Raw genomic sequence first — 17,463 nt, 5'->3', positions numbered from 1 at the left:
CGCCCCATCCGGGATTTCAACCTAAAGTTATAGTTGTGGCGCCGTTTTTGCGGTAGCCGAATACCCATAAGATCTTCGTTGCTCCTGAATGTCGTATGACAGGTGATTGAAAGATGATTCATGCTCACAAAACAAACGGGTTGCTTTGACGATGGTCATTTTTGATAAATCGCACTTATCCGGCAATATTACCTGTGCAGTCTAGTAGGATCTGCTAACTCAACCATGAGGTGTTTCTAATATAGACTCGCACAAATGCGGAACAATAAGGAACATTTATAGAACTCCTGTTTCGTTACTAAAGATGAGCGTCTGCTCGCTTTGTGGGCAAGATTATAACTTTCGACACAGGGTTGCATCCGGTGGTGGTGCTAATGTCGATAATCTGTCAGATGGGTATCGCTGTTTTGCCTGAGCGATCCTAGATAAGGGGGACCCCTTGAATGATGGGGGTTTTAAAGGCTGAGAAAGAGATTTTAGGCGATGGATCACAACCGTTACGAGGATGGCTATATTGCCGACATCCTGAAGAGCACCCGCACGATTGCATTGCTCGGCGCCTCGCCCAATCCGGCAAGGCCGAGTTACGGTGTCATGAGCTTTCTTCTGCGCAAGGGTTACGACGTCTTCCCCGTCAATCCTGGGCAGGCCGGCAAGGAGATTTTGGGGCGTACCGTTTATGCGCGTCTCGCCGATGTGCCGCAGCCCGTCGATATGGTCGACGTGTTTCGCGCCCCGGAATTCCTGGCGGCGGTCATGGATGAGGCGATAGCCCTGCCGACAAGGCCGAAAGTGATCTGGAGCCAGCTCGACATCCGTGATGATGCGGCAGCCGCAAAGGCGGAGGCCGAAGGCATCAAGGTGGTGATGGATCGCTGCCCCGCCATCGAATATCCACGACTGATCGGCTGAGCCCGCCTATCCGATCAGCACGTCCGGCTCGGCCCGCAGCGCATTCAGCGCGTCCGTGTTGCCGCAATAATGAGAGAACTCGGTCCTGCTCTGGCCGGCTGAAAGGTCGGCGCGACAGAGGGCCTTGTGCGAGCAGCGGCTGCAGCTGATCTGCATCTCCCGGAAAAGGGCAGGGTGGATACGGGCGACTTCCGCCGAATCGACATTGAGCGCGCGCATCATTGCCAGCAGCTCGTCGGCCGCATGTGGTCCCGCCTGGGCGAGGCACATCAGGTCATCCGGCGTGATCGAGAATTCATGCGAAATCTTCCGGACGGTATCCTCGTCGAGCATGGCGATCGCATCGGCCTCGCTGGCTGCCTCAAAGGCGCGTCCGCACCAGCGCAGGAAACGCAGCCCAAGCCCGTCCTGCTCGAAATTAACAGCCTGTGTCATGGCGTCATCCTTCCCTTTCGCGCAAAGATGCGCTCTTTGGAACGCTATTCCTTGATCGCGATCAATCGGCGCGCTTTGCTGCCGACACAGGCAAAGACAAGCAGGCAAAGACAGCCAGCCAAAGATAGAAACAAAGGGAGGAAGACATGCCGACGATCAATCCCGGATTCTCGACGCTTGCAGTCCATGCGGGTGCGCAGCCGGACCCGACGACCGGCGCGCGGGCGACGCCGATCTACCAGACGACATCCTTCGTCTTCAACGATGCCGACCATGCGGCTGCCCTGTTCGGGCTAAAGCAGTTCGGCAATATCTATACCCGCATCATGAACCCGACCCAGGCCGTGCTCGAAGAACGCGTCGCAGCCCTTGAGGGCGGCGCGGCAGCACTTGCGGTCGCCTCCGGCCATGCGGCGCAGATGCTGGTCTTCCACACGCTGATGCGACCTGGCGACAACTTTGTTGCAGCCCGCCGGCTTTATGGCGGCTCCATCAACCAGTTCGGCCACGCCTTCCAGAATTTCGACTGGCATGTCCGCTGGGCCGATAGCGGCAATCCGGAAAGCTTTGAAGATCAGATCGACGAGCGGACAAGGGCGGTTTTCATCGAAAGCCTTGCCAATCCGGGCGGCACTTTCGTCGATATCGCGGCGATTGCCGATATCGCCCAGAGAAACGGCATTCCGCTGATCGTCGATAACACGATGGCAAGTCCCTATCTCATCCGCCCGCTGGAACACGGCGCCGATATCGTCGTGCATTCGCTGACGAAATTTTTAGGCGGCCACGGCAATTCCATGGGCGGCATTCTCGTCGATGGCGGCACGTTCGACTGGTCGCGCTCCGGCAATTACCCGATGCTGTCGGAGCCACGGCCGGAATATGCGGGCGTAGTCCTGCACGAGACCTTCGGCAATATCGCCTTCGCGATCGCCGCTCGTGTTCTGGGCCTGCGCGATCTCGGTCCCGCCATCTCGCCTTTCAACGCCTTCATGATCCTGACCGGCATCGAAACCCTGCCTTTGCGCATGCAGCGCCATTGCGAAAATGCGGCAGCGGTCGCGACTTGGCTGAAGGCCCATTCCAAGGTCGCCTGGGTCAACTATGCCGGCCTGGAGGATGATCCGAACCACGAATTGCAGCAGCGCTATTCGCCGAAAGGCGCGGGCGCCGTCTTCACCTTCGGCCTGAAGGGCGGCTACGAGGCCGGAAAGGCGTTTGTCGAAGGACTGCAACTCTTCTCGCATCTCGCCAATATCGGCGATACCCGCTCGCTGGTCATCCACCCGGCTTCGACCACGCATCGGCAGCTCAGCGAAGAGCAGCAGATTGCTGCCGGCGCAGGGCCGGATGTCGTGCGGCTTTCGGTCGGCATCGAGGATGCTGCCGATATCATCGCCGATCTGGAACAGTCGCTGGCGAAAGTCTGATCCGGATCTCGCGGTCGCCGTCAGCCGTCAGGCGCCGACGACCGCGAGATAGACCGAAATCGTCACGATCGACAGAATGGTCGAGGCAAGCACGACGCGCCCCGTCAGGCTTGCCTCGCGATTGTAGAATTCCGCCAGCATGAACGGCCCGGTGCCGGTCGGAAGCGCTGCCAGCAGCACGGCCACATGGGTGGAAGCCGGCGGCAGCTGCAGCAGATAGGCCGCGATCACCCAGGTCACGATCGGCTGGGCAACGAGCTTCAGCGCGACCAGAATGCCCGCCGTCGAGAGACGCTGCTTCGCCTCGCCGGACGAAGTGCCTGCGAGAAACAGGCCAAGCGCGATCAGCGCACAGGGCGAGGCGGCACCGCCGAGCAGTTTCAGGAAGGCATGAACGGGAGCCGGAAGCGGAAAGCCCGAAACCATCACCAGCGCTCCAAGCACGGGTGCGATCAGCAGCGGATTTTTCGCCAGCGACCGAAACGTCTTGATCGCAATATCGCGGCGGCGGGCCTCCTGTTGCAACCCGCCTTCGATCAGGATGATGGCGATGGCGAAAAGCACGCAGACGGTGAGGATTGTCGCGATCAGCGTTGGTCCGAGACCGGTTTTGCCGACGATTGCGGCGACAAGCGGAAAGCCGACAAAGCCGGTATTGGCATAACTCGCATTCAAGGCATCGATCGAGGCGTCCGCCAGATGCCGGCCCTTTGCGAGCCTCCACCACAGCGTTCCGCCAAAGATGACCGCGCAGCCGCCGGTGAAGGCTAGGATGAAACCCGGCTCCCAGATCTGCGCCGGATCGGCATTCGCCATGATGTCGAAGAGAAGCGCGGGCAGGGCGAGATAAACGACCAGTCGGTTGACTTCGCGCGTCGCATTAGGCCCGAGCGCGCCGCTTTTGCGGGCGATCCAGCCGGTAAGGATGAGGGCGAAGATGGGCAGGACGATGAGCAGGTTCGTGAGCATGCGGAAACTTTGGATCTGGAACGTCAAAATTGCCTATATCTGTGGATCGATATAATCCAATGTCATTGCGACACATGATCAATACCTCTGGGGTATCGAATGGATACGCGACATATGCGGTATTTCGTGGCCTTGGCCGAAACCCTGCATTTCGGTCACGCGGCGGCCAGGATGAACATGAGCCAGCCGCCCTTCAGCCGGCAGATCGCCGGCATCGAGAAGGCGCTCGGCGTGCGACTGTTCGAGCGCAATTCCCGCCATGTCGCGCTCACCCCTGCAGGCCGGCATTTTCTCGGCGACTGCCGCAAGACGCTCGCCGCCTTCGAGGCTGCCTGCCGCGATGCGCAGCTGGTGGCTAGTGGCGTCAAGGGAGAACTCAGGCTCGGTTTTACCATGTATGCGGCGCAGAGCGTCATACCCCGCCTTGTCCGGCGCTATGCCGAAATCCGGCCCGACGTGCATCTGATCCTCGAGGAGCGGATTCCGACCGAGATCGACGAAATGCTTCTGGAGGGACGGCTGGATGCGGCGGTGAATTTTGCGACGGGAGACAATCCGCATCTGAAAACCGCCTCGCTTGGCCGTGACAGGCTGCAACTGGTCGTCCCGGCCGATCACAGGCTGGCGGGCGAAGAGGCGGTTGGCCCGCAGCAGATGGAGGGCGAAAGGCTGATTGCGGCACCTGCCGCCGTCGCGCCAACCCTGCGCTCGGCAATCGCCATCTATTTTGCGGCGGGCGGCGTCGTGCCCTTCTTCGGCTTCGAGCCGCGCCTGCAGCAAACGATCGTTCAACTCGTGGCGGAAGGTCTCGGTATCGCGCTGGTGCCGCAATCCATCTCGGCGCAGCTTCCTGCCGGAACGGTTTCCAGACCCCTGATTGATGCGCCGGAATTCGACGTGGTTCTCTGCGCTCCGGCCGCTTCGAAAAGCCCGACCGTGCCATCGCTTTTCGAGGTCGCGATGATGGCGTGAAGGGGACTTGTTACCCTCTGGTCAAGGAAAGCAGCTGCTCCCTTATGGCTGCGACATCGAGCCCTTCCTTGCCATGGCTGATATGGGCAAGCCACGCACCATCGACCGCAAGCCGGACGACCTCTAGGATCGGCGCACCATCCGTTTCTACATGTCTTTCGAGACGTGCGGCCAGCCAGTGCGACCAGGCAAGGCCAAGCGAAGGATCGGAAATCGTCGCGACGCCGATCGCTGACCACGGCGATTCCAGTCCGAATTCTTCGCCCGACAGCATGGTTTCGATATAGGCGCGGGTAAAACTGCCCGGCCTGTAGTCATCCTTCTCGAGAATGTCGTCGATCTCGGCATCCAGCTTTTGCAGCACGTCCTCGAACATGCCCTGGATCAATGCCTGCTTGCTCGGAAAATGGTGAAACAATCCGCCCTTGGTGACGCCAGCCGCCCTTGCGACAGCCTCGACCGTCACGCCGACAAGTCCTTCCTGTCTTGCGAGATCCACGGCGCTGTCGAGGATCAGGCGACGGATCAGGGCGGGCTGTTTCTTGCGGCTATGGGCTTCCGACATCAGTGCGACGCCGAGTGCGAAAAGAGGTTCATGACAACGACGCCACCGACGATCATGGCAATGCCGAGCATGGCGGCCGCATCCAGCGCATGGCGATAGATAAGCACGCTGACGGCCGCCGTCAGCACCGTGCCGACCCCGCCCCAGATCGCATAGGCCATGCCGAGCGGAATGACCTTCGTCGCATGCGACAGGAAGAAAAGCGCCAGCCCGAAGCAGATCGCCACGCCGATCGACGGCCAGAGTTTTGTAAACTGCGCCGTCCGGTAGATCATCGAGGATCCGGTGACTTCTGCAACGATTGCGGCGGCAAGGGCGCCATAGGCGAGGACGAGGGGATTCATGGTGTATCTTTCATCGGCTTTCGATAAAAAGATACCGTACGGTCGGTTTGTTTGCAATGGCCGAAATTCCATTGCGGCCAAGGAAGAGTGAGGGGAGGCGGTGGGCCGGATATTCCGACCCACCGAGCTTTATGCTCAGGCGCCAAAACCGCCGTCGATCGTGTGCATGGCGCCGGTGATGAAGCCGGCTTCCGGGCCGGCCAGATAGGCGGCCATGCCGGCGATCTCTTCCGGCTTGCCATGACGCTTCAGCGCCATGAAGCTGCGCATGTAATCGCTCATCGGGCCGTCATGCGGGTTCATGTCGGTATCGGTCGGGCCGGGCTGGATGACGTTGACGGTGATCGAGCGGTCGCCGAAATCGCGGGCAAGGCCGCGAGCCATGCCCTGTACGGCGGATTTGGTCAGCGCATAGGCGGCACCGCCGGCAAAGGGCATGCGATCGCCATTGACCGAGCCGATGATGATGATCCGGCCGCCTTCCGGCATTTTGCGCGCGGCCTCGACGGATGCGTGGTAGGGCGCGCGGACATTCACGTCGATCATCCGGTCGATCGCATCCGGATCGATTTCCAGCGGATTGCCGAGCGCCAGCGTGCCGGCATTGACGACGAGAACGTCAATCGGGCCGGCGTCGCTGACCGTGGCGATCAGTGCCGAGCGGTCTGCCGCATCCGACTGGACCGGCTTTGCGCCGGTTTCCTTGCCGAGCGCTTCCGAGGCTTCCTTCGAACCGGCATAAGTGAAGACCACGTCGGCGCCATCCTTGGCGAAACGACGAACGATTGCAGCCCCGATACCACGGCTGCCGCCGAGAACGAGAACCTTCTTGCCATGAAAATCAGTCATTGCCTTGTCTCCTGTAAAGGGGTTGAGATTTAATGTAGTGACTGATACATAAATAGCGCTGGAGGGATCGTCAAGGATTTATGTAGTGATTGATACAAAAAAAATAACAGCCCGCGGGCGCCCCCGGTCTTTCGATCGGGACAAGGCGCTGGCCACGGCGCAGCGCCTGTTTCATCAGAAGGGGTATGATGCGCTGAGTGTCGCCGACCTGACGGCTGCGATCGGCATCAATCCACCGAGCTTTTACGCAGCCTTCGGCAGCAAGGCGGCGCTTTATGCCGAGGCCTTGTGGCTTTACGAGGCAAATGAAGGGCTGGATGTCGCCACCGCATTGGCGCCGGAGATCCCACTTGGGCAAGGCGTGGCGGCAATTTTCAAACAGGCCGCCGATGCCTATGCCAGCGGCGATGCGCGAGGCTGCATGGTGATCGAGGGCGCGCGCGGCACGGTCGATCCGGAAGCCGGTGCCGTGGCCCGGTCCCGCATGGAGGCGAGCCGCAGCTTCATCCGCGACAAAATTGCCGCCCGCGATCTTCCGCAGGCCGAAATTCTCGCCGATTATATCATGATGGCACTGGCCGGCCTGTCCTCCAGCGCCAAGAACGGCCTTCCGACCCAGCGGCTGCGCACGCTCGCTGCCATGGCGGCGGATGGCGTGACGCAGCATATCGAAGAGGCATGATGATGGGGAACTGGACGACATTCGATCTCGCCGGCGTCGAACCGGAGGAGGGCGCGCCTGCGCCGGACCGGCTGATCTCCGGCAATCCGAAATTCCGCACATGGAATATCGAGGAAGCGGATGGCGGCCTTTATGCCGGCATCTGGGAAGCGACGCCGGGCAAATGGCGGATCGTTTATGAGGAATGGGAATATTTCCACATCCTCTCCGGCCATTCCGTCGTCACAGAGGAGGGCGGCGAGCCTGTCCAGCTAAAGGCCGGCGACAGCATGGTTTTAAGGCCCGGCTTCAAGGGAAGCTGGGAAGTGATTAAAACGACTCGCAAGGACTATGTGATCAGGCTTTAGAGGCCTGGTCTTCGTCACCCTTTGAAAACGTCCTGGCGAATTCCGGCGAGGAGATGAGGCTCATCACCCGCCGCAATTCCTGCGATTTTTCCTTGCCGAACGTGGCATCGAAACGGTCCTGCGCCACCTGCCAGCGAGCGGTCATCTCCCGCTGTTTTGCAACACCCTGTGCCGTCAGGCGCACGCGCTTGACGCGCTTGTCCTTCTCGTCGGGTTCAAGCTCCACCAGCCCGTCACGGATCAGCGGCTTCAGCGTGTGGCCGAGCGCCGAAAGATCCATCACCATCGCTTCTGCAAGCGTCTTCAAAGTCGGCCCGTCGGAATAGGCGATCTGTGACATCAGCGAGAACTGGGTTCCCTTGAGCCCGGTATCGCCCATCGCATCTTCGTAAAGCTGGCCGAGCTGTCTCGCCGCACGACGGATCGCGCTGTTCGAGCAATAGAGCCAGACGCCGTCTTCTTCGTGTTTCGCGCTCATCGTTCTTCCGTCCTGTCGCGCCAGCATGCCCCGTTTCGCGGGATGCTTCCATCCCAATTAAAAATTTGCGGCTCCCTCTTGCAGGATCAAATCCGCCTTTTCATATTTAGTGGCATATACCAGTAAATTCCAGATCCACCGGAATTCCCAATCCAAGGAGAGCAGCAATGACCGATACATCGAAACCCAAAACCGCCCTTGTGACCGGCGCCTCGTCCGGCATCGGCGCCACCTATGCCGATCGTCTGGCAGCCCGCGGTTATGATCTTATTCTGGTTGCCCGCGACACGACCCGCCTCACGGCGCTGGCTGAAAAGCTATCTGCCACCCACGGCATCATGGCGGATGTTCTGTCGGCCGATCTTTCGCAGAAAAGCGATGTCGTGAAGGTCGAGCAGCGCCTGCGCAGCGATGAAACGATCAGCCTCTTCGTCAACAATGCCGGCATTGGCCCGAACGGCCCGCTGCTGACGAGCGATCTCGATTATCTCGACACGATGGTCGATCTCAATGTCACGGCCGCAAACCGCCTGGCCGTTGCCGCCGCGCAGGTTTTCGTGGCACGCGGTGCAGGCGCGATCATCAACACCGCCTCTGTTGTGGCGCTCGCCCCGCATTTCTTCAACGGCACCTACAGCGCTACCAAGAGCTTTGTCCTGACCTTGACGGAATCGCTCGCCGCCGAGCTCGAAAATACCGGCGTCAGCATCCAGGCTGTGCTGCCGGGTCTCACCCGCACCGAAATCTTCGACCGCGTTGGCCGGTCCTTCGACGATCTCGATCCGAACATGGTGATGGAAGTGGGTGATCTCGTGGATGCGGCTTTGGCCGGTTTCGATCAGGGCGAACTGATCACCATTCCGTCGCTCGCCGACAAGGCTCTTTACGACAGCTATATCGCAGCCCGCGGCGAGCTGCGCCCGCATCTCTCGCTCAATCGCCCGGCCGGCCGTTACGGCATCGCCGCCTAAGCCATCCTGCCGCTGCTTGTCTTATCGCAGGATCACGGCAAGCAGTGGCGCGGCCAGCACATTCGCAAGGCCCACCAGAACCATGACCAGGCCGGCGACGGAGCCTTCTTCCGCGCCGATCTGGTTTGCCTTGGCAACGCCTGCGCCATGCGCACCCATGCCGAACAGGGCGCCGCGCGCGAGCGTCGATTTCAGCGGCAGAAACCGCAGCAGGCTTTCGCCCATGATCGCCCCGAGCACGCCGGTGACGATCACGAAAAACGCCGTCAGATCCGGCACGCCGCCGATGTTTTCAGACACTTCCATGGCGAACGGCGTGCTGAACGAGCGTGGCAGGAGGCTCAGCCGCAATGTGCCGTCGATGCTGAGCAGGCTCGCCAGCGCCCAGGCGGTGAGAATTGCGGTAGAACTGCCGACCACGATGCCGAAGGCAAGCACCGGCCAGTATTTCGAGATCATCGCGCGCTTTTCGTAGATCGGCACGGCAAAGGCGACCGTTACGGGTCCGAGCACGACCATCAGCCAATGGGTCGCGCCGATATATTCGCGGTAGCTCGTATGCAGGACGAGCGCGATCACCACCAGCACCGCCGGTGCAACGATCAGCGGCGACAGCAGGTTCTTCGGCCAGCGGCGATAGATGAGCTTCGAGAGATAATAGAAAAAGATTGTCGCAGCCGACCAGAAAAGCGTGGTCAGGCCGTTTTCAAGCGTGAACACGCCGGTTCTCCAGCGCCACCATCAAACGATATCCGAGATCGACCGCAAGCGCGGTCATGCACATCACGGCAAGCGTGCCGGCAAGGATGACCGCGATGATCTTCAGCCCGATCAGCCCGATGAATTCGCCATGGTCGAGAACGGCAAGCACGGCAGGGATGAAGAACAGAAGCATGTCGGCCAGCAGCCAATAGGCGCCGCGCCGCATGCTGGAAAGGCGGATCACGCCGGTGGCGAGAAGCGCCAGAAGCGCAAACATGCCGATCACCGCGCCGGGAACGGGAAGGCCGCTCAGCCGCGAGATCGCCTCGCCCGCCAGCCACATGGCAACGATCACCGCGACCTGCGCGATGCGGCTGTTCTGAAGGCTGCGGGAAAGGAGAATGGCTGTCTTGCGCCTGGACACGGGGTAAGGGCCTTTTCAAAAATCCCTCCCTGCCGCGTACTATACGGTACACATGCCCTTAAGCAATTGAAGACATTGCATGCGAGCCATGTGTTTTCGGCGCAGCCTGCCTTTCGATCGTGCATCCGGCCGCCCGAATTCGGGCAGATGCCGCGGCATTCACCAATGCGTCGAAACGCCGAGCGGCTGAATCTGAGGATCGATCGATATCAGGGCCATGTCTTCGATAATCGATTGTGCCGCGAGAATGCGATCGAATGGATCACGGTGTTCACCCGGAAGGAAAGCACTTCTGACCATGTGTTCGCTACTGATCGAAAGCTCGACGAACCCTTCTTCCTCGATCACGCTGCGAAAATCCGGAAGAAGCAGGGAGGCGGCAGGAAGCCGGCCCTTCGCGAATTTCGTCGCGATTTCCCACGCGGATGCGGCGCTCACATAGATATCGTTATCTGGAGATCTGATTGCATCGCCAGCCGTTTCGGAAAGTTGCGGGTCGTCAGCGAGCCACCACAAAAGCGCATGGGTATCGAGCAGATATTTCATTCTGCCGTGAGCTCTTTGAGTTCCTCTTCGCTCAGCGGCTGGAAAAATTCAGGCCCGACAGTCATCCTGCCCTTGAAGCGCCCCGGCACCCGTTGTGTTTTTGGCGATGGGTCGTGATCAGCCGTCTCCGCGGCTTCGTCGAGTACCGCCCGCGCAGTATCGATGTCGCCGTCCTCCACTGCTTTGACCATGCGCTGCAGATGCTCGGTCCGCATTCCAGTCGATCCATTTGCCGTGGCGATATCCGTCCAGGGAAAAGCATACAGGATCGGCCGCCAAAACGGAACTGCGGCGTTACCAGCGCAGCTCCAGCTTCTCCAGCCCGTGGAAATGATAGACGTCTTTTACGGTCGGCTGAGCCGCGATCTTCAGTCCCGGCAGGCGGCGGAAGAGGATGGGGAGAACGGTGTTGAGCTCCAGTCGTGCCAGCGGCGCGCCGATGCAGAAATGGATGCCGGCGCCGAAGGAGAGGTTGGGCGCTTCCTGCCGGTCCGGCTTGAAGGCCAGCGGGTCGGAGAATTTCTGCGGATCGAGATTGGCGGCAGCCAGGATCAGGCTCACCTTGTCGCCGCGCTTGAAGGACAGCCCGTCCAGCTCGACGTCCTCCAGTGCCCAGCGCTGGAAGATGTGGACCGGTGCGCAGATCCTCAGTGTCTCCTCGACCGTGCGCTCGGTCACCTTCTCGTCGGCAAACAGGGTTCTGGGGTCGATCCCGCTTTCGAGAATGATGCGGACCGAATTACCGATCTGGTGAACGGTCGCCTCATGCCCGGCATTGAGCAGAACGATCGTTGTCGAAACCAGTTCGTCGTCGGTCAGATACTGGCCCTTGTGCTCGGTATGGATCATGTGGGTGAGCAGGTCTTCACGCGGCTCCCGGCGGCGCTCGGCGATCAGCTCTTTGACGTAGTCCGCGAACTCCTTTGCGGCCTGGTCGGCGGCGTATTCATCCTCTTTCGTCCGCTTGAACATATACATGCCGACATAGTCGTGGGACCATTTCAGGAGCTGCGGCCCCATCTCGTCGGGAATGCCGATCATGCGGCCGATCATCGTTACCGGGATGATATCGGCGAAGGCAGAGAGAAGTTCGGTTTCGCCGTCCTTCTCGAACCCATCGATCAGCTTTTCCGCCAGATCGGCGATTTCCGGGCGCAGCCGTTCGATATGGCGCGAGACGAAGGCGCGGTTGACCAGTGTTCTGAGCCGCGTGTGTTCCGGCGGCTCGACTTCCAGCAGCGAATGCAGTTCGGCGAGATCGAAATTTGTCAGATGCGGTTCCGGTTCGGCAAGCCCGAGTTCCTCGCGGCTGGCGATATGCAGGATCTGCCTTCCGAAACGGCGGTCGCGCAGCAGCGCGTTCACATGGTCATACCCGGTAAAGAACCACTGTTTCTGCTCTTCCCAGTAAAAGGTCGGACATTGGGCATGCAGCGCCGCATAGACCCGGTTGGGGTCGCCATAAAAGGCCGGATTGCGGCCATTCAGCGAGACGTGGCGGGTATCGGGATCGATGGAAAGGAAATCGGCAAGCTTGGTCATGCCTCGAGAGCTAGCGGATTTCGCAAGGGTGGGGAAGGGGTGGCGATGACGCGAAAATTGCCGGATTGACGCAATTCTGGATTGCGATCACACTTTAGCTGATAGAGATACGTTGGGGGGCGTTATGGATCAGGCAGAACTGTCGTCGCGGGAATGCAAGCTGACCCTGCGCGCCGAGCGTTTTTCGGGCAATCAACAGGCCTGCCGCTCGCAGGTGGCCCAGTTCTGGGAAGATGCCGGGCGCCGCCTGAAACCTTTCGGGATCGCGACCAAAGGCAGGCTCGTTGCTGACAATGCCGACAAGCAGCGGGAGATCATCTTTCTCGATACAGAGGCGAACACCCTCTATCGCCGCTCGGATCTCGTCTTTCGCCTGCGCCGCAAATTGGGCTCGAACGGCGACTGGGAGGCAACGCTGAAATTCCGCCACGGAGACCGGCTGCTTGCGGCCTCCCAGAATTTCGCGGCCAGAAAGCGTGACGAAAAGGACGATGCCCAGGAAAAATTCGAGGAGGACGTCAAGCTGATGCCACCGGCGGATACGCCGCGTTTCTGGGCGCTGTTCAGCCGTTCCGCGAAAGCAGAGTTTGATCCCGGCAGCCTACCGCGCACGGTCGGCGATTGCCTCGCCCCTTACGATAATGTGCCCCAACGCGATCTGCCGCCAAAGGATACGGCCGTCTGCACCGTCCGCGGCCTCAATATCACCGAGCATGTCTTTGAGGACGGCAAGCTGGATTTCGGCGATTTTTCTGCGAAATGCGCCCTGATCCTGTGGTGGAAGAAGCCGGACACACTTTCGCCCGTCGCCGCCGAATTCAGTTTTCGCTTCGATCTGGACGAGGTGGACGAGGCCGTGGTGCGAAATGCCTGGACGGCCTTGTCGGTGCTTTACGGTCTGCCCTGGATCGACCTCAAGGGCGTAACCAAAACCGGTCTCGTTTATGGCTCCGCCGAAGTGTGACCCTCGCGGCGTCTCATTCCCCGACGGCAATGCCCTCGCGGCGTGGGTCTGCGCTGCCGGCGAGGCCCTGTGCGGTAATTTCAATCGCCTGCAGGCCTGAATTCATATCGCCTGCCTTCACCTCATAGCCCATCGCCTTCAAAGGCTCGGCCATGGCTTCCGCATCGGTACCGGTCTCGATCTCGTAAGTGCCGAACCGATTGATGAGATGCGGCTGTGCGACGATCGCCTCGACCGGCATGCCCCAGTCGATATAGGCGACCAGTGCCTGCGCCACGTAACCGATGATCTGGCTGCCGCCCGGCGAACCGATCGCCAGAAGCGGCTTGCCGTCCTTCATCACGATGGTCGGCGACATCGAGGAGCGCGGGCGTTTGCCCGGTTCGACCCGGTTCGCGACAGCCATGCCGCCGTCATGGGTCTTGAAGGAGAAGTCGGTGAGTTCGTTGTTGAGCAGGAACCCATTCACCATCAGCCGCGAACCAAAACCGTTCTCGATCGTCGTCGTCATCGTCGCGACATTGCCGTCGCGGTCAACGATGACGATATGGCTTGTGGAAGGCAGTTCGATCGCTGCGTCCCGGCCGAACAGCAGCGCGTGGTCCCATGTCGGCTCGCCGGCCTTCACCTGATCCTTGGAAAGAGCCTTCTCGCCATAGAGCAGCTTGGCCCGCTCTCCGAGATAATCCTTCTTCAGAAGCCCCTTGATCGGCGAGGGGGCAAAATCGGTATCGGCCAGATATTTTTCGCGGTCGGCAAAGGCGAGCCGCTGGGCATCACCGATCAGCCGCCAGCTCTGAACGTTCTTCGGGCCAAAACCCTTGATGTCGAAATTTTCAAGCATGCCGAGCATCTGGCTGATCGCAACAGCGCCGGAAGAGGGCGGTCCCATGCCGCAGACATCAAGCGCCCGGTAATCGAAGCAGACCGGTTCGCGTTCCTTGATGCGGTAATTGGCAAGGTCCTCGAGCGACAGGACGCCGGGATTGCCCTTGGCCTCCCGTACGGTGCGCACGATCGCCTCGGCAATCGGCCCCTTGTAGAAAGCATCCGCCCCTCCCGTCGCGATCGCCTTCAGGCTTTCGGCATAATCGGGGTTCTTCAGGATCACGCCGGCCTTCAGCGGTGCGCCGGATGCGTCGTAGAAATAGCTGCGTGTGCCTTCATAGGTCTTCAGCTTGTCGCCTTCGACTGCCAGCAATCCGGCAAGCCGTGGCGAAACCGCAAAACCGTCTGTTGCCAGCGTTTCCGCCCTGTCGAACAGTCCGGACCAGTTCGCCTTGCCGTAGCGGCGATGCACCTCTTCCAGCAATCGCACCGTGCCCGGCGTTCCGACCGAACGGCCGCCCACCACCGCTTCCATGAATTTCAGCGGCTGGCCCTGATCGTCGAGAAAGAGTTTTGGTGTTGCCGCCATCGGTGCCGTTTCGCGGCCGTCGAACGTGGTCAGCTTGCCCGCCTTGGCATCGTAATAGACGAGGAAGGCGCCGCCGCCGAGGCCGGAACTTTGCGGCTCGACCAAGCCGAGCACTGACTGCACGGCGATCAGCGCATCGATCGCGCTGCCGCCTTTGGCGATGACGTCGCGTCCCGCCTCGGCAGCGAGCGGATTTGCGGCAGCGACCATGAAGTTTTTCGTCTCGACACGTTTTCCCGGCTTGAAGCCCGTCGCCCGTTCCGGCGCGACTGTGTCGGATGCCTGCTGCGCCACGGCCGGACTGATGATCAGAAAACCAGCAAAAACCGTTCCCAGAAATCGTTTCAGCATGGCCGCGCCCTCCAGATTGCAATGGCCAAGAAATGCGCCATCCGGCCTGGAAGACAAGGGCGAATTATCGGAACTGACTGTTCGGTGCGCCGGCCACCTGCCGATTATTTGGCGATGGCGGCAATCCGTTTCAGCGCCGCGATCTGCCGGCTGATATCGACGATCGCCGCCGGTTCTTCCGAGTGATCGACCGAGGGAATGATCGAGACATCGCCATCCGTGCTGATCGCGGTGCGGTCGCGCCCGCTCGTCTTCGCCACATAAAGCGCCCTGTCTGCAGCGCTGAGCAGCATGTCGAGATCCGCGTCCTTTGTCTCTGCAATCGCAATGCCGGAGCTGACCGTGCAGATGATCTGATGCTCTCCGGCCTTGATCAGCTGGTGCTTCAATGTCGTGCGGATCGCTTCCGAAAGGCTTGCTGCCTCGATCATGTCCCTGACATGCACGATCGAGGCAAACTCCTCGCCGCCCATGCGGCCGAACGAGCCGCGGCCGCGCTGCGAAGCGGCGCCGATCCGCGCAAAGGCGATCAGCACCTCGTCGCCGGCCTGATGGCCGTAGCGATCGTTGATCTGCTTGAAACCGTCGAGATCGAAATGAATGAGCGCCAGCATGGGAACATGGGGCGGTGCCGCCTTTCTCATGCGCTCGAATTCGTCGATCAGGCCACGCCGATTGAGGACGCCGGTCAATGGGTCCGTCTGCGCCAGCAGCTTGAGCTTGGCTTCCGAGCGTTCGTTGATGAGCTTGGCGCCGCACATCAGGGCGGCCACAAAACACAGGGCGGCCGAGATCAGCAGCCAGAGAGACTTTGTATCGCTGGCAAACGTGCTCGGCTGCTTGGTGAGGGCGAGCGCCGCGACGATGATGCCGGAAACGACCTGGATCCCGATAAAGGCGGCAAAGACCCGGCGGGTATGGGATTTCCGGGCTTCCCTGCTCGCAAGCATCACTCCGATCAGCATCATGAAGCCGATCGAGGCCGCGCCATGAAACAGTGCCACACGATAGGCGAAGGTCTCACGTACGGGATTGAGGAACATGCCGGCGATCCACAGCAGCGCAGGGATTGCGGCATAGGGATCGACGCGGCGATTGTCGAACTGCATCATCCCGGCGATCCATAGTCCGACGCCGGAAAGCGCCACCGTATTGGCAACCTCGATGGATATGAATTCGGGGAGATCGCCGCGGAGCGCGACGAGCGCGACCCCGGTGCCGTGCAGAATGAAACCACCGCCCCAGCTGAGATAAAACCGCTGACGCTCGTAAAACCATCTCGAGCACAAAAGCGCGCCAAGCGTCGTCGCTTCTGCGGCCCAGATCATGAAACCTGTTACAATATCCAACGCAATACTCCCCGCGAGATGCGGTAACCCATCTCCTATAGCCCAGAATGCTTAAGCTGAGGTTTGCATCCTGTGGGCGCATTTTAGCAAAGTGCGGCAATAGGTTGCCGCGTGGCGGAATTTACCGCTGCTTTACCCTTGTGGCTGAAAAACCGGTGGCTTTCGTCGGAATGGCCTCGCCAAACGGGCGTTTATTCGCGACAGCGCAGATACGGTCAGCCTCGCGCATCCTCGGGCGATTAAGGATATCGGGCTCTCCGTCTTGAAGTATCGGGCGTTGACACTCTATGTAGGAGATGAGCAATTTCCAATGATTCCGGAGCGCATTCGTGCCTTCGGCAAGGCATTTGACAAAGGACGGACATGAGAAATCCAGTTGATACCGCAATGGCCCTGGTGCCGATGGTCGTAGAGCAGACCAATCGCGGTGAACGCTCCTACGATATCTACTCGCGCCTCCTGAAGGAGCGCATCATCTTCCTGACGGGTCCGGTCGAGGATCACATGGCGTCGCTCGTCTGCGCCCAGCTTCTTTTCCTTGAAGCCGAAAACCCCAAGAAGGAAATCGCCCTCTACATCAATTCGCCGGGTGGCGTCGTCACCGCCGGCATGGCGATCTACGACACGATGCAGTTCATCAAGCCGGCCGTTTCGACACTGTGCGTCGGCCAGGCAGCATCGATGGGTTCGCTTCTTCTTTGCGCCGGCGAAAAGGGCATGCGCTTCTCGACGCCGAATTCGCGCATCATGGTTCACCAGCCGTCTGGCGGTTTCCAGGGCCAGGCTTCCGACATCGAGCGTCATGCCCGCGACATCATCAAGATGAAGCGCCGCCTGAACGAAGTGTATGTCAAGCATACCGGCCGTACCTACGAAGAAGTTGAAAAGACGCTCGACCGTGACCATTTCATGACGGCGGACGAAGCTCAGGATTGGGGTGTGGTCGACAAGATCCTCACCACCCGTGAGGAACTCGAAGGCGGACCTGCGGCGTAAGGAGAACAGGGCGTTCGTGCGGCTCACCCCTATGTGAGTGAATTCGGGGGTTTCAAGTCGCACGGAAAGCGCTATTAGTACCCATTAAGGCTGTGTTGAGTTTTTATGACATAGCATTGGCGTCTCAGGGGTTTCGTTGCCGCCGGTTCTGGCCGAGCGTCAGAGCCGGTTAGAGTACCCCCGGAGCAAGGCGGGCCCGGACTGAGATCCGGGCGTGT

Annotated in this window: 21 protein-coding genes; 8 read left to right on the top strand and 13 right to left on the bottom strand. The window is 60.2% G+C overall.

The window, feature by feature from the left end; all coding sequences use genetic code 11:
* Positions 1-483: 483 nt before the first annotated feature.
* Positions 484-912: a CoA-binding protein gene (locus FHW37_RS07305; protein WP_145634457.1), complete on the top strand. Its 429-nt coding sequence runs from the start codon at positions 484-486 to the stop codon at positions 910-912.
* Between the two features lie 6 nt (positions 913-918).
* On the opposite strand, the gene FHW37_RS07300 is transcribed toward FHW37_RS07305, so the two are convergent.
* A complete protein-coding gene (locus tag FHW37_RS07300) occupies positions 919-1,347 on the bottom strand; it encodes a DUF6455 family protein (protein ID WP_145634455.1) in 429 nt (142 codons plus the stop codon).
* Between the two features lie 146 nt (positions 1,348-1,493).
* On the opposite strand from FHW37_RS07300, the gene FHW37_RS07295 reads away from it, so the two are divergent.
* Complete coding sequence (locus tag FHW37_RS07295; protein ID WP_145634453.1) at positions 1,494-2,777, top strand: O-acetylhomoserine aminocarboxypropyltransferase; 1,284 nt, start codon at positions 1,494-1,496, stop codon at positions 2,775-2,777.
* Between the two features lie 27 nt (positions 2,778-2,804).
* Here the strand turns inward: FHW37_RS07295 and FHW37_RS07290 are convergent, their stop codons facing one another.
* Positions 2,805-3,746 carry an AEC family transporter gene (locus FHW37_RS07290; protein ID WP_145634451.1) on the bottom strand — a complete coding sequence of 314 codons (942 nt, stop codon included), beginning with the start codon at positions 3,744-3,746 and terminating at the stop codon, positions 2,805-2,807.
* Positions 3,747-3,845: 99 nt separating this feature from the next.
* Here FHW37_RS07290 and FHW37_RS07285 point away from each other — a divergent pair, with 99 nt between their 5' ends.
* Entirely contained in the window at positions 3,846-4,718 is an 873-nt protein-coding gene (locus tag FHW37_RS07285; protein WP_145634449.1) for a LysR family transcriptional regulator, read from the top strand.
* A 10-nt stretch (positions 4,719-4,728) separates the two neighbouring features.
* On the opposite strand, the gene FHW37_RS07280 is transcribed toward FHW37_RS07285, so the two are convergent.
* The 3 genes from FHW37_RS07280 to bdcA all read right to left on the bottom strand — a co-directional run bounded on the left by FHW37_RS07280 (position 4,729) and on the right by bdcA (position 6,476).
* Positions 4,729-5,283, bottom strand: coding sequence for a TetR/AcrR family transcriptional regulator (locus FHW37_RS07280; RefSeq protein WP_348642831.1), 555 nt, complete (start codon positions 5,281-5,283; stop codon positions 4,729-4,731).
* Positions 5,283-5,627, bottom strand: coding sequence for a DMT family transporter (locus FHW37_RS07275; RefSeq protein WP_145634444.1), 345 nt, complete (start codon positions 5,625-5,627; stop codon positions 5,283-5,285). The genes FHW37_RS07280 and FHW37_RS07275 overlap by 1 nt, the downstream gene beginning before the upstream one ends.
* A gap of 135 nt (positions 5,628-5,762) precedes the next feature.
* Positions 5,763-6,476, bottom strand: coding sequence for an SDR family oxidoreductase (bdcA, locus tag FHW37_RS07270; RefSeq protein ID WP_145634442.1), 714 nt, complete (start codon positions 6,474-6,476; stop codon positions 5,763-5,765).
* 85 nt (positions 6,477-6,561) lie between these two features.
* Here bdcA and FHW37_RS07265 point away from each other — a divergent pair, with 85 nt between their 5' ends.
* Both FHW37_RS07265 and FHW37_RS07260 read left to right on the top strand, forming a co-directional pair.
* Entirely contained in the window at positions 6,562-7,158 is a 597-nt protein-coding gene (locus FHW37_RS07265; protein ID WP_210249276.1) for a TetR/AcrR family transcriptional regulator, read from the top strand.
* A gap of 2 nt (positions 7,159-7,160) precedes the next feature.
* Positions 7,161-7,505 carry a cupin domain-containing protein gene (locus FHW37_RS07260; RefSeq protein WP_145635944.1) on the top strand — a complete coding sequence of 115 codons (345 nt, stop codon included), beginning with the start codon at positions 7,161-7,163 and terminating at the stop codon, positions 7,503-7,505.
* Here FHW37_RS07260 and FHW37_RS07255 read toward each other — a convergent pair.
* Positions 7,495-7,983, bottom strand: a complete 489-nt coding sequence (locus FHW37_RS07255) for a MarR family winged helix-turn-helix transcriptional regulator (RefSeq protein WP_145634440.1) — start codon at positions 7,981-7,983, stop codon at positions 7,495-7,497. The two genes, FHW37_RS07260 and FHW37_RS07255, sit on opposite strands and share 11 nt — an antisense overlap.
* A 167-nt stretch (positions 7,984-8,150) precedes the next feature.
* Between FHW37_RS07255 and FHW37_RS07250 the strand changes: the two genes are divergently transcribed.
* Complete coding sequence (locus tag FHW37_RS07250) at positions 8,151-8,954, top strand: SDR family NAD(P)-dependent oxidoreductase (RefSeq protein WP_145634438.1); 804 nt, start codon at positions 8,151-8,153, stop codon at positions 8,952-8,954.
* A 21-nt stretch (positions 8,955-8,975) separates the two neighbouring features.
* On the opposite strand, the gene FHW37_RS07245 is transcribed toward FHW37_RS07250, so the two are convergent.
* The 5 genes from FHW37_RS07245 to FHW37_RS07225 form a co-directional block, all read right to left on the bottom strand.
* On the bottom strand, positions 8,976-9,674 hold the full coding sequence (locus FHW37_RS07245; RefSeq protein WP_145634436.1) for an LrgB family protein: 699 nt from the start codon (positions 9,672-9,674) through the stop codon (positions 8,976-8,978).
* Positions 9,661-9,999 carry a CidA/LrgA family protein gene (locus FHW37_RS07240; protein WP_145635941.1) on the bottom strand — a complete coding sequence of 113 codons (339 nt, stop codon included), beginning with the start codon at positions 9,997-9,999 and terminating at the stop codon, positions 9,661-9,663. Before FHW37_RS07240 ends, FHW37_RS07245 begins: the two co-directional genes overlap by 14 nt.
* 240 nt (positions 10,000-10,239) lie before the next feature.
* The gene (locus FHW37_RS07235) at positions 10,240-10,626 is read right to left on the bottom strand and encodes a type II toxin-antitoxin system VapC family toxin (protein ID WP_145634434.1); all 387 of its coding nucleotides are present in this window, start codon (positions 10,624-10,626) and stop codon (positions 10,240-10,242) included.
* Positions 10,623-10,841, bottom strand: a complete 219-nt coding sequence (locus FHW37_RS07230) for a hypothetical protein (RefSeq protein ID WP_145634432.1) — start codon at positions 10,839-10,841, stop codon at positions 10,623-10,625. The genes FHW37_RS07235 and FHW37_RS07230 overlap by 4 nt, the downstream gene beginning before the upstream one ends.
* Positions 10,842-10,920: 79 nt before the next feature.
* Complete coding sequence (locus FHW37_RS07225; protein WP_145634430.1) at positions 10,921-12,168, bottom strand: cytochrome P450; 1,248 nt, start codon at positions 12,166-12,168, stop codon at positions 10,921-10,923.
* A 124-nt stretch (positions 12,169-12,292) separates the two neighbouring features.
* On the opposite strand from FHW37_RS07225, the gene FHW37_RS07220 reads away from it, so the two are divergent.
* A complete protein-coding gene (locus FHW37_RS07220) occupies positions 12,293-13,132 on the top strand; it encodes a hypothetical protein (RefSeq protein WP_145634427.1) in 840 nt (279 codons plus the stop codon).
* A gap of 13 nt (positions 13,133-13,145) precedes the next feature.
* On the opposite strand, the gene ggt is transcribed toward FHW37_RS07220, so the two are convergent.
* Both ggt and FHW37_RS07210 read right to left on the bottom strand, forming a co-directional pair.
* Positions 13,146-14,900, bottom strand: coding sequence for a gamma-glutamyltransferase (gene ggt, locus FHW37_RS07215; protein WP_145634425.1), 1,755 nt, complete (start codon positions 14,898-14,900; stop codon positions 13,146-13,148).
* A 104-nt stretch (positions 14,901-15,004) separates the two neighbouring features.
* Positions 15,005-16,249, bottom strand: a complete 1,245-nt coding sequence (locus FHW37_RS07210) for a GGDEF domain-containing protein (RefSeq protein WP_145634423.1) — start codon at positions 16,247-16,249, stop codon at positions 15,005-15,007.
* Positions 16,250-16,612: 363 nt separating this feature from the next.
* Here FHW37_RS07210 and clpP point away from each other — a divergent pair, with 363 nt between their 5' ends.
* Entirely contained in the window at positions 16,613-17,245 is a 633-nt protein-coding gene (clpP, locus tag FHW37_RS07205) for an ATP-dependent Clp endopeptidase proteolytic subunit ClpP (protein ID WP_145634421.1), read from the top strand.
* The last annotated feature ends 218 nt before the right edge of the window (positions 17,246-17,463 follow it).

The sequence above is a fragment of the Neorhizobium alkalisoli genome (genome assembly GCF_007829835.1).
Lineage (GTDB): Bacteria > Pseudomonadota > Alphaproteobacteria > Rhizobiales > Rhizobiaceae > Neorhizobium.
This window is presented reverse-complemented; position numbering and strand designations above follow the sequence as displayed.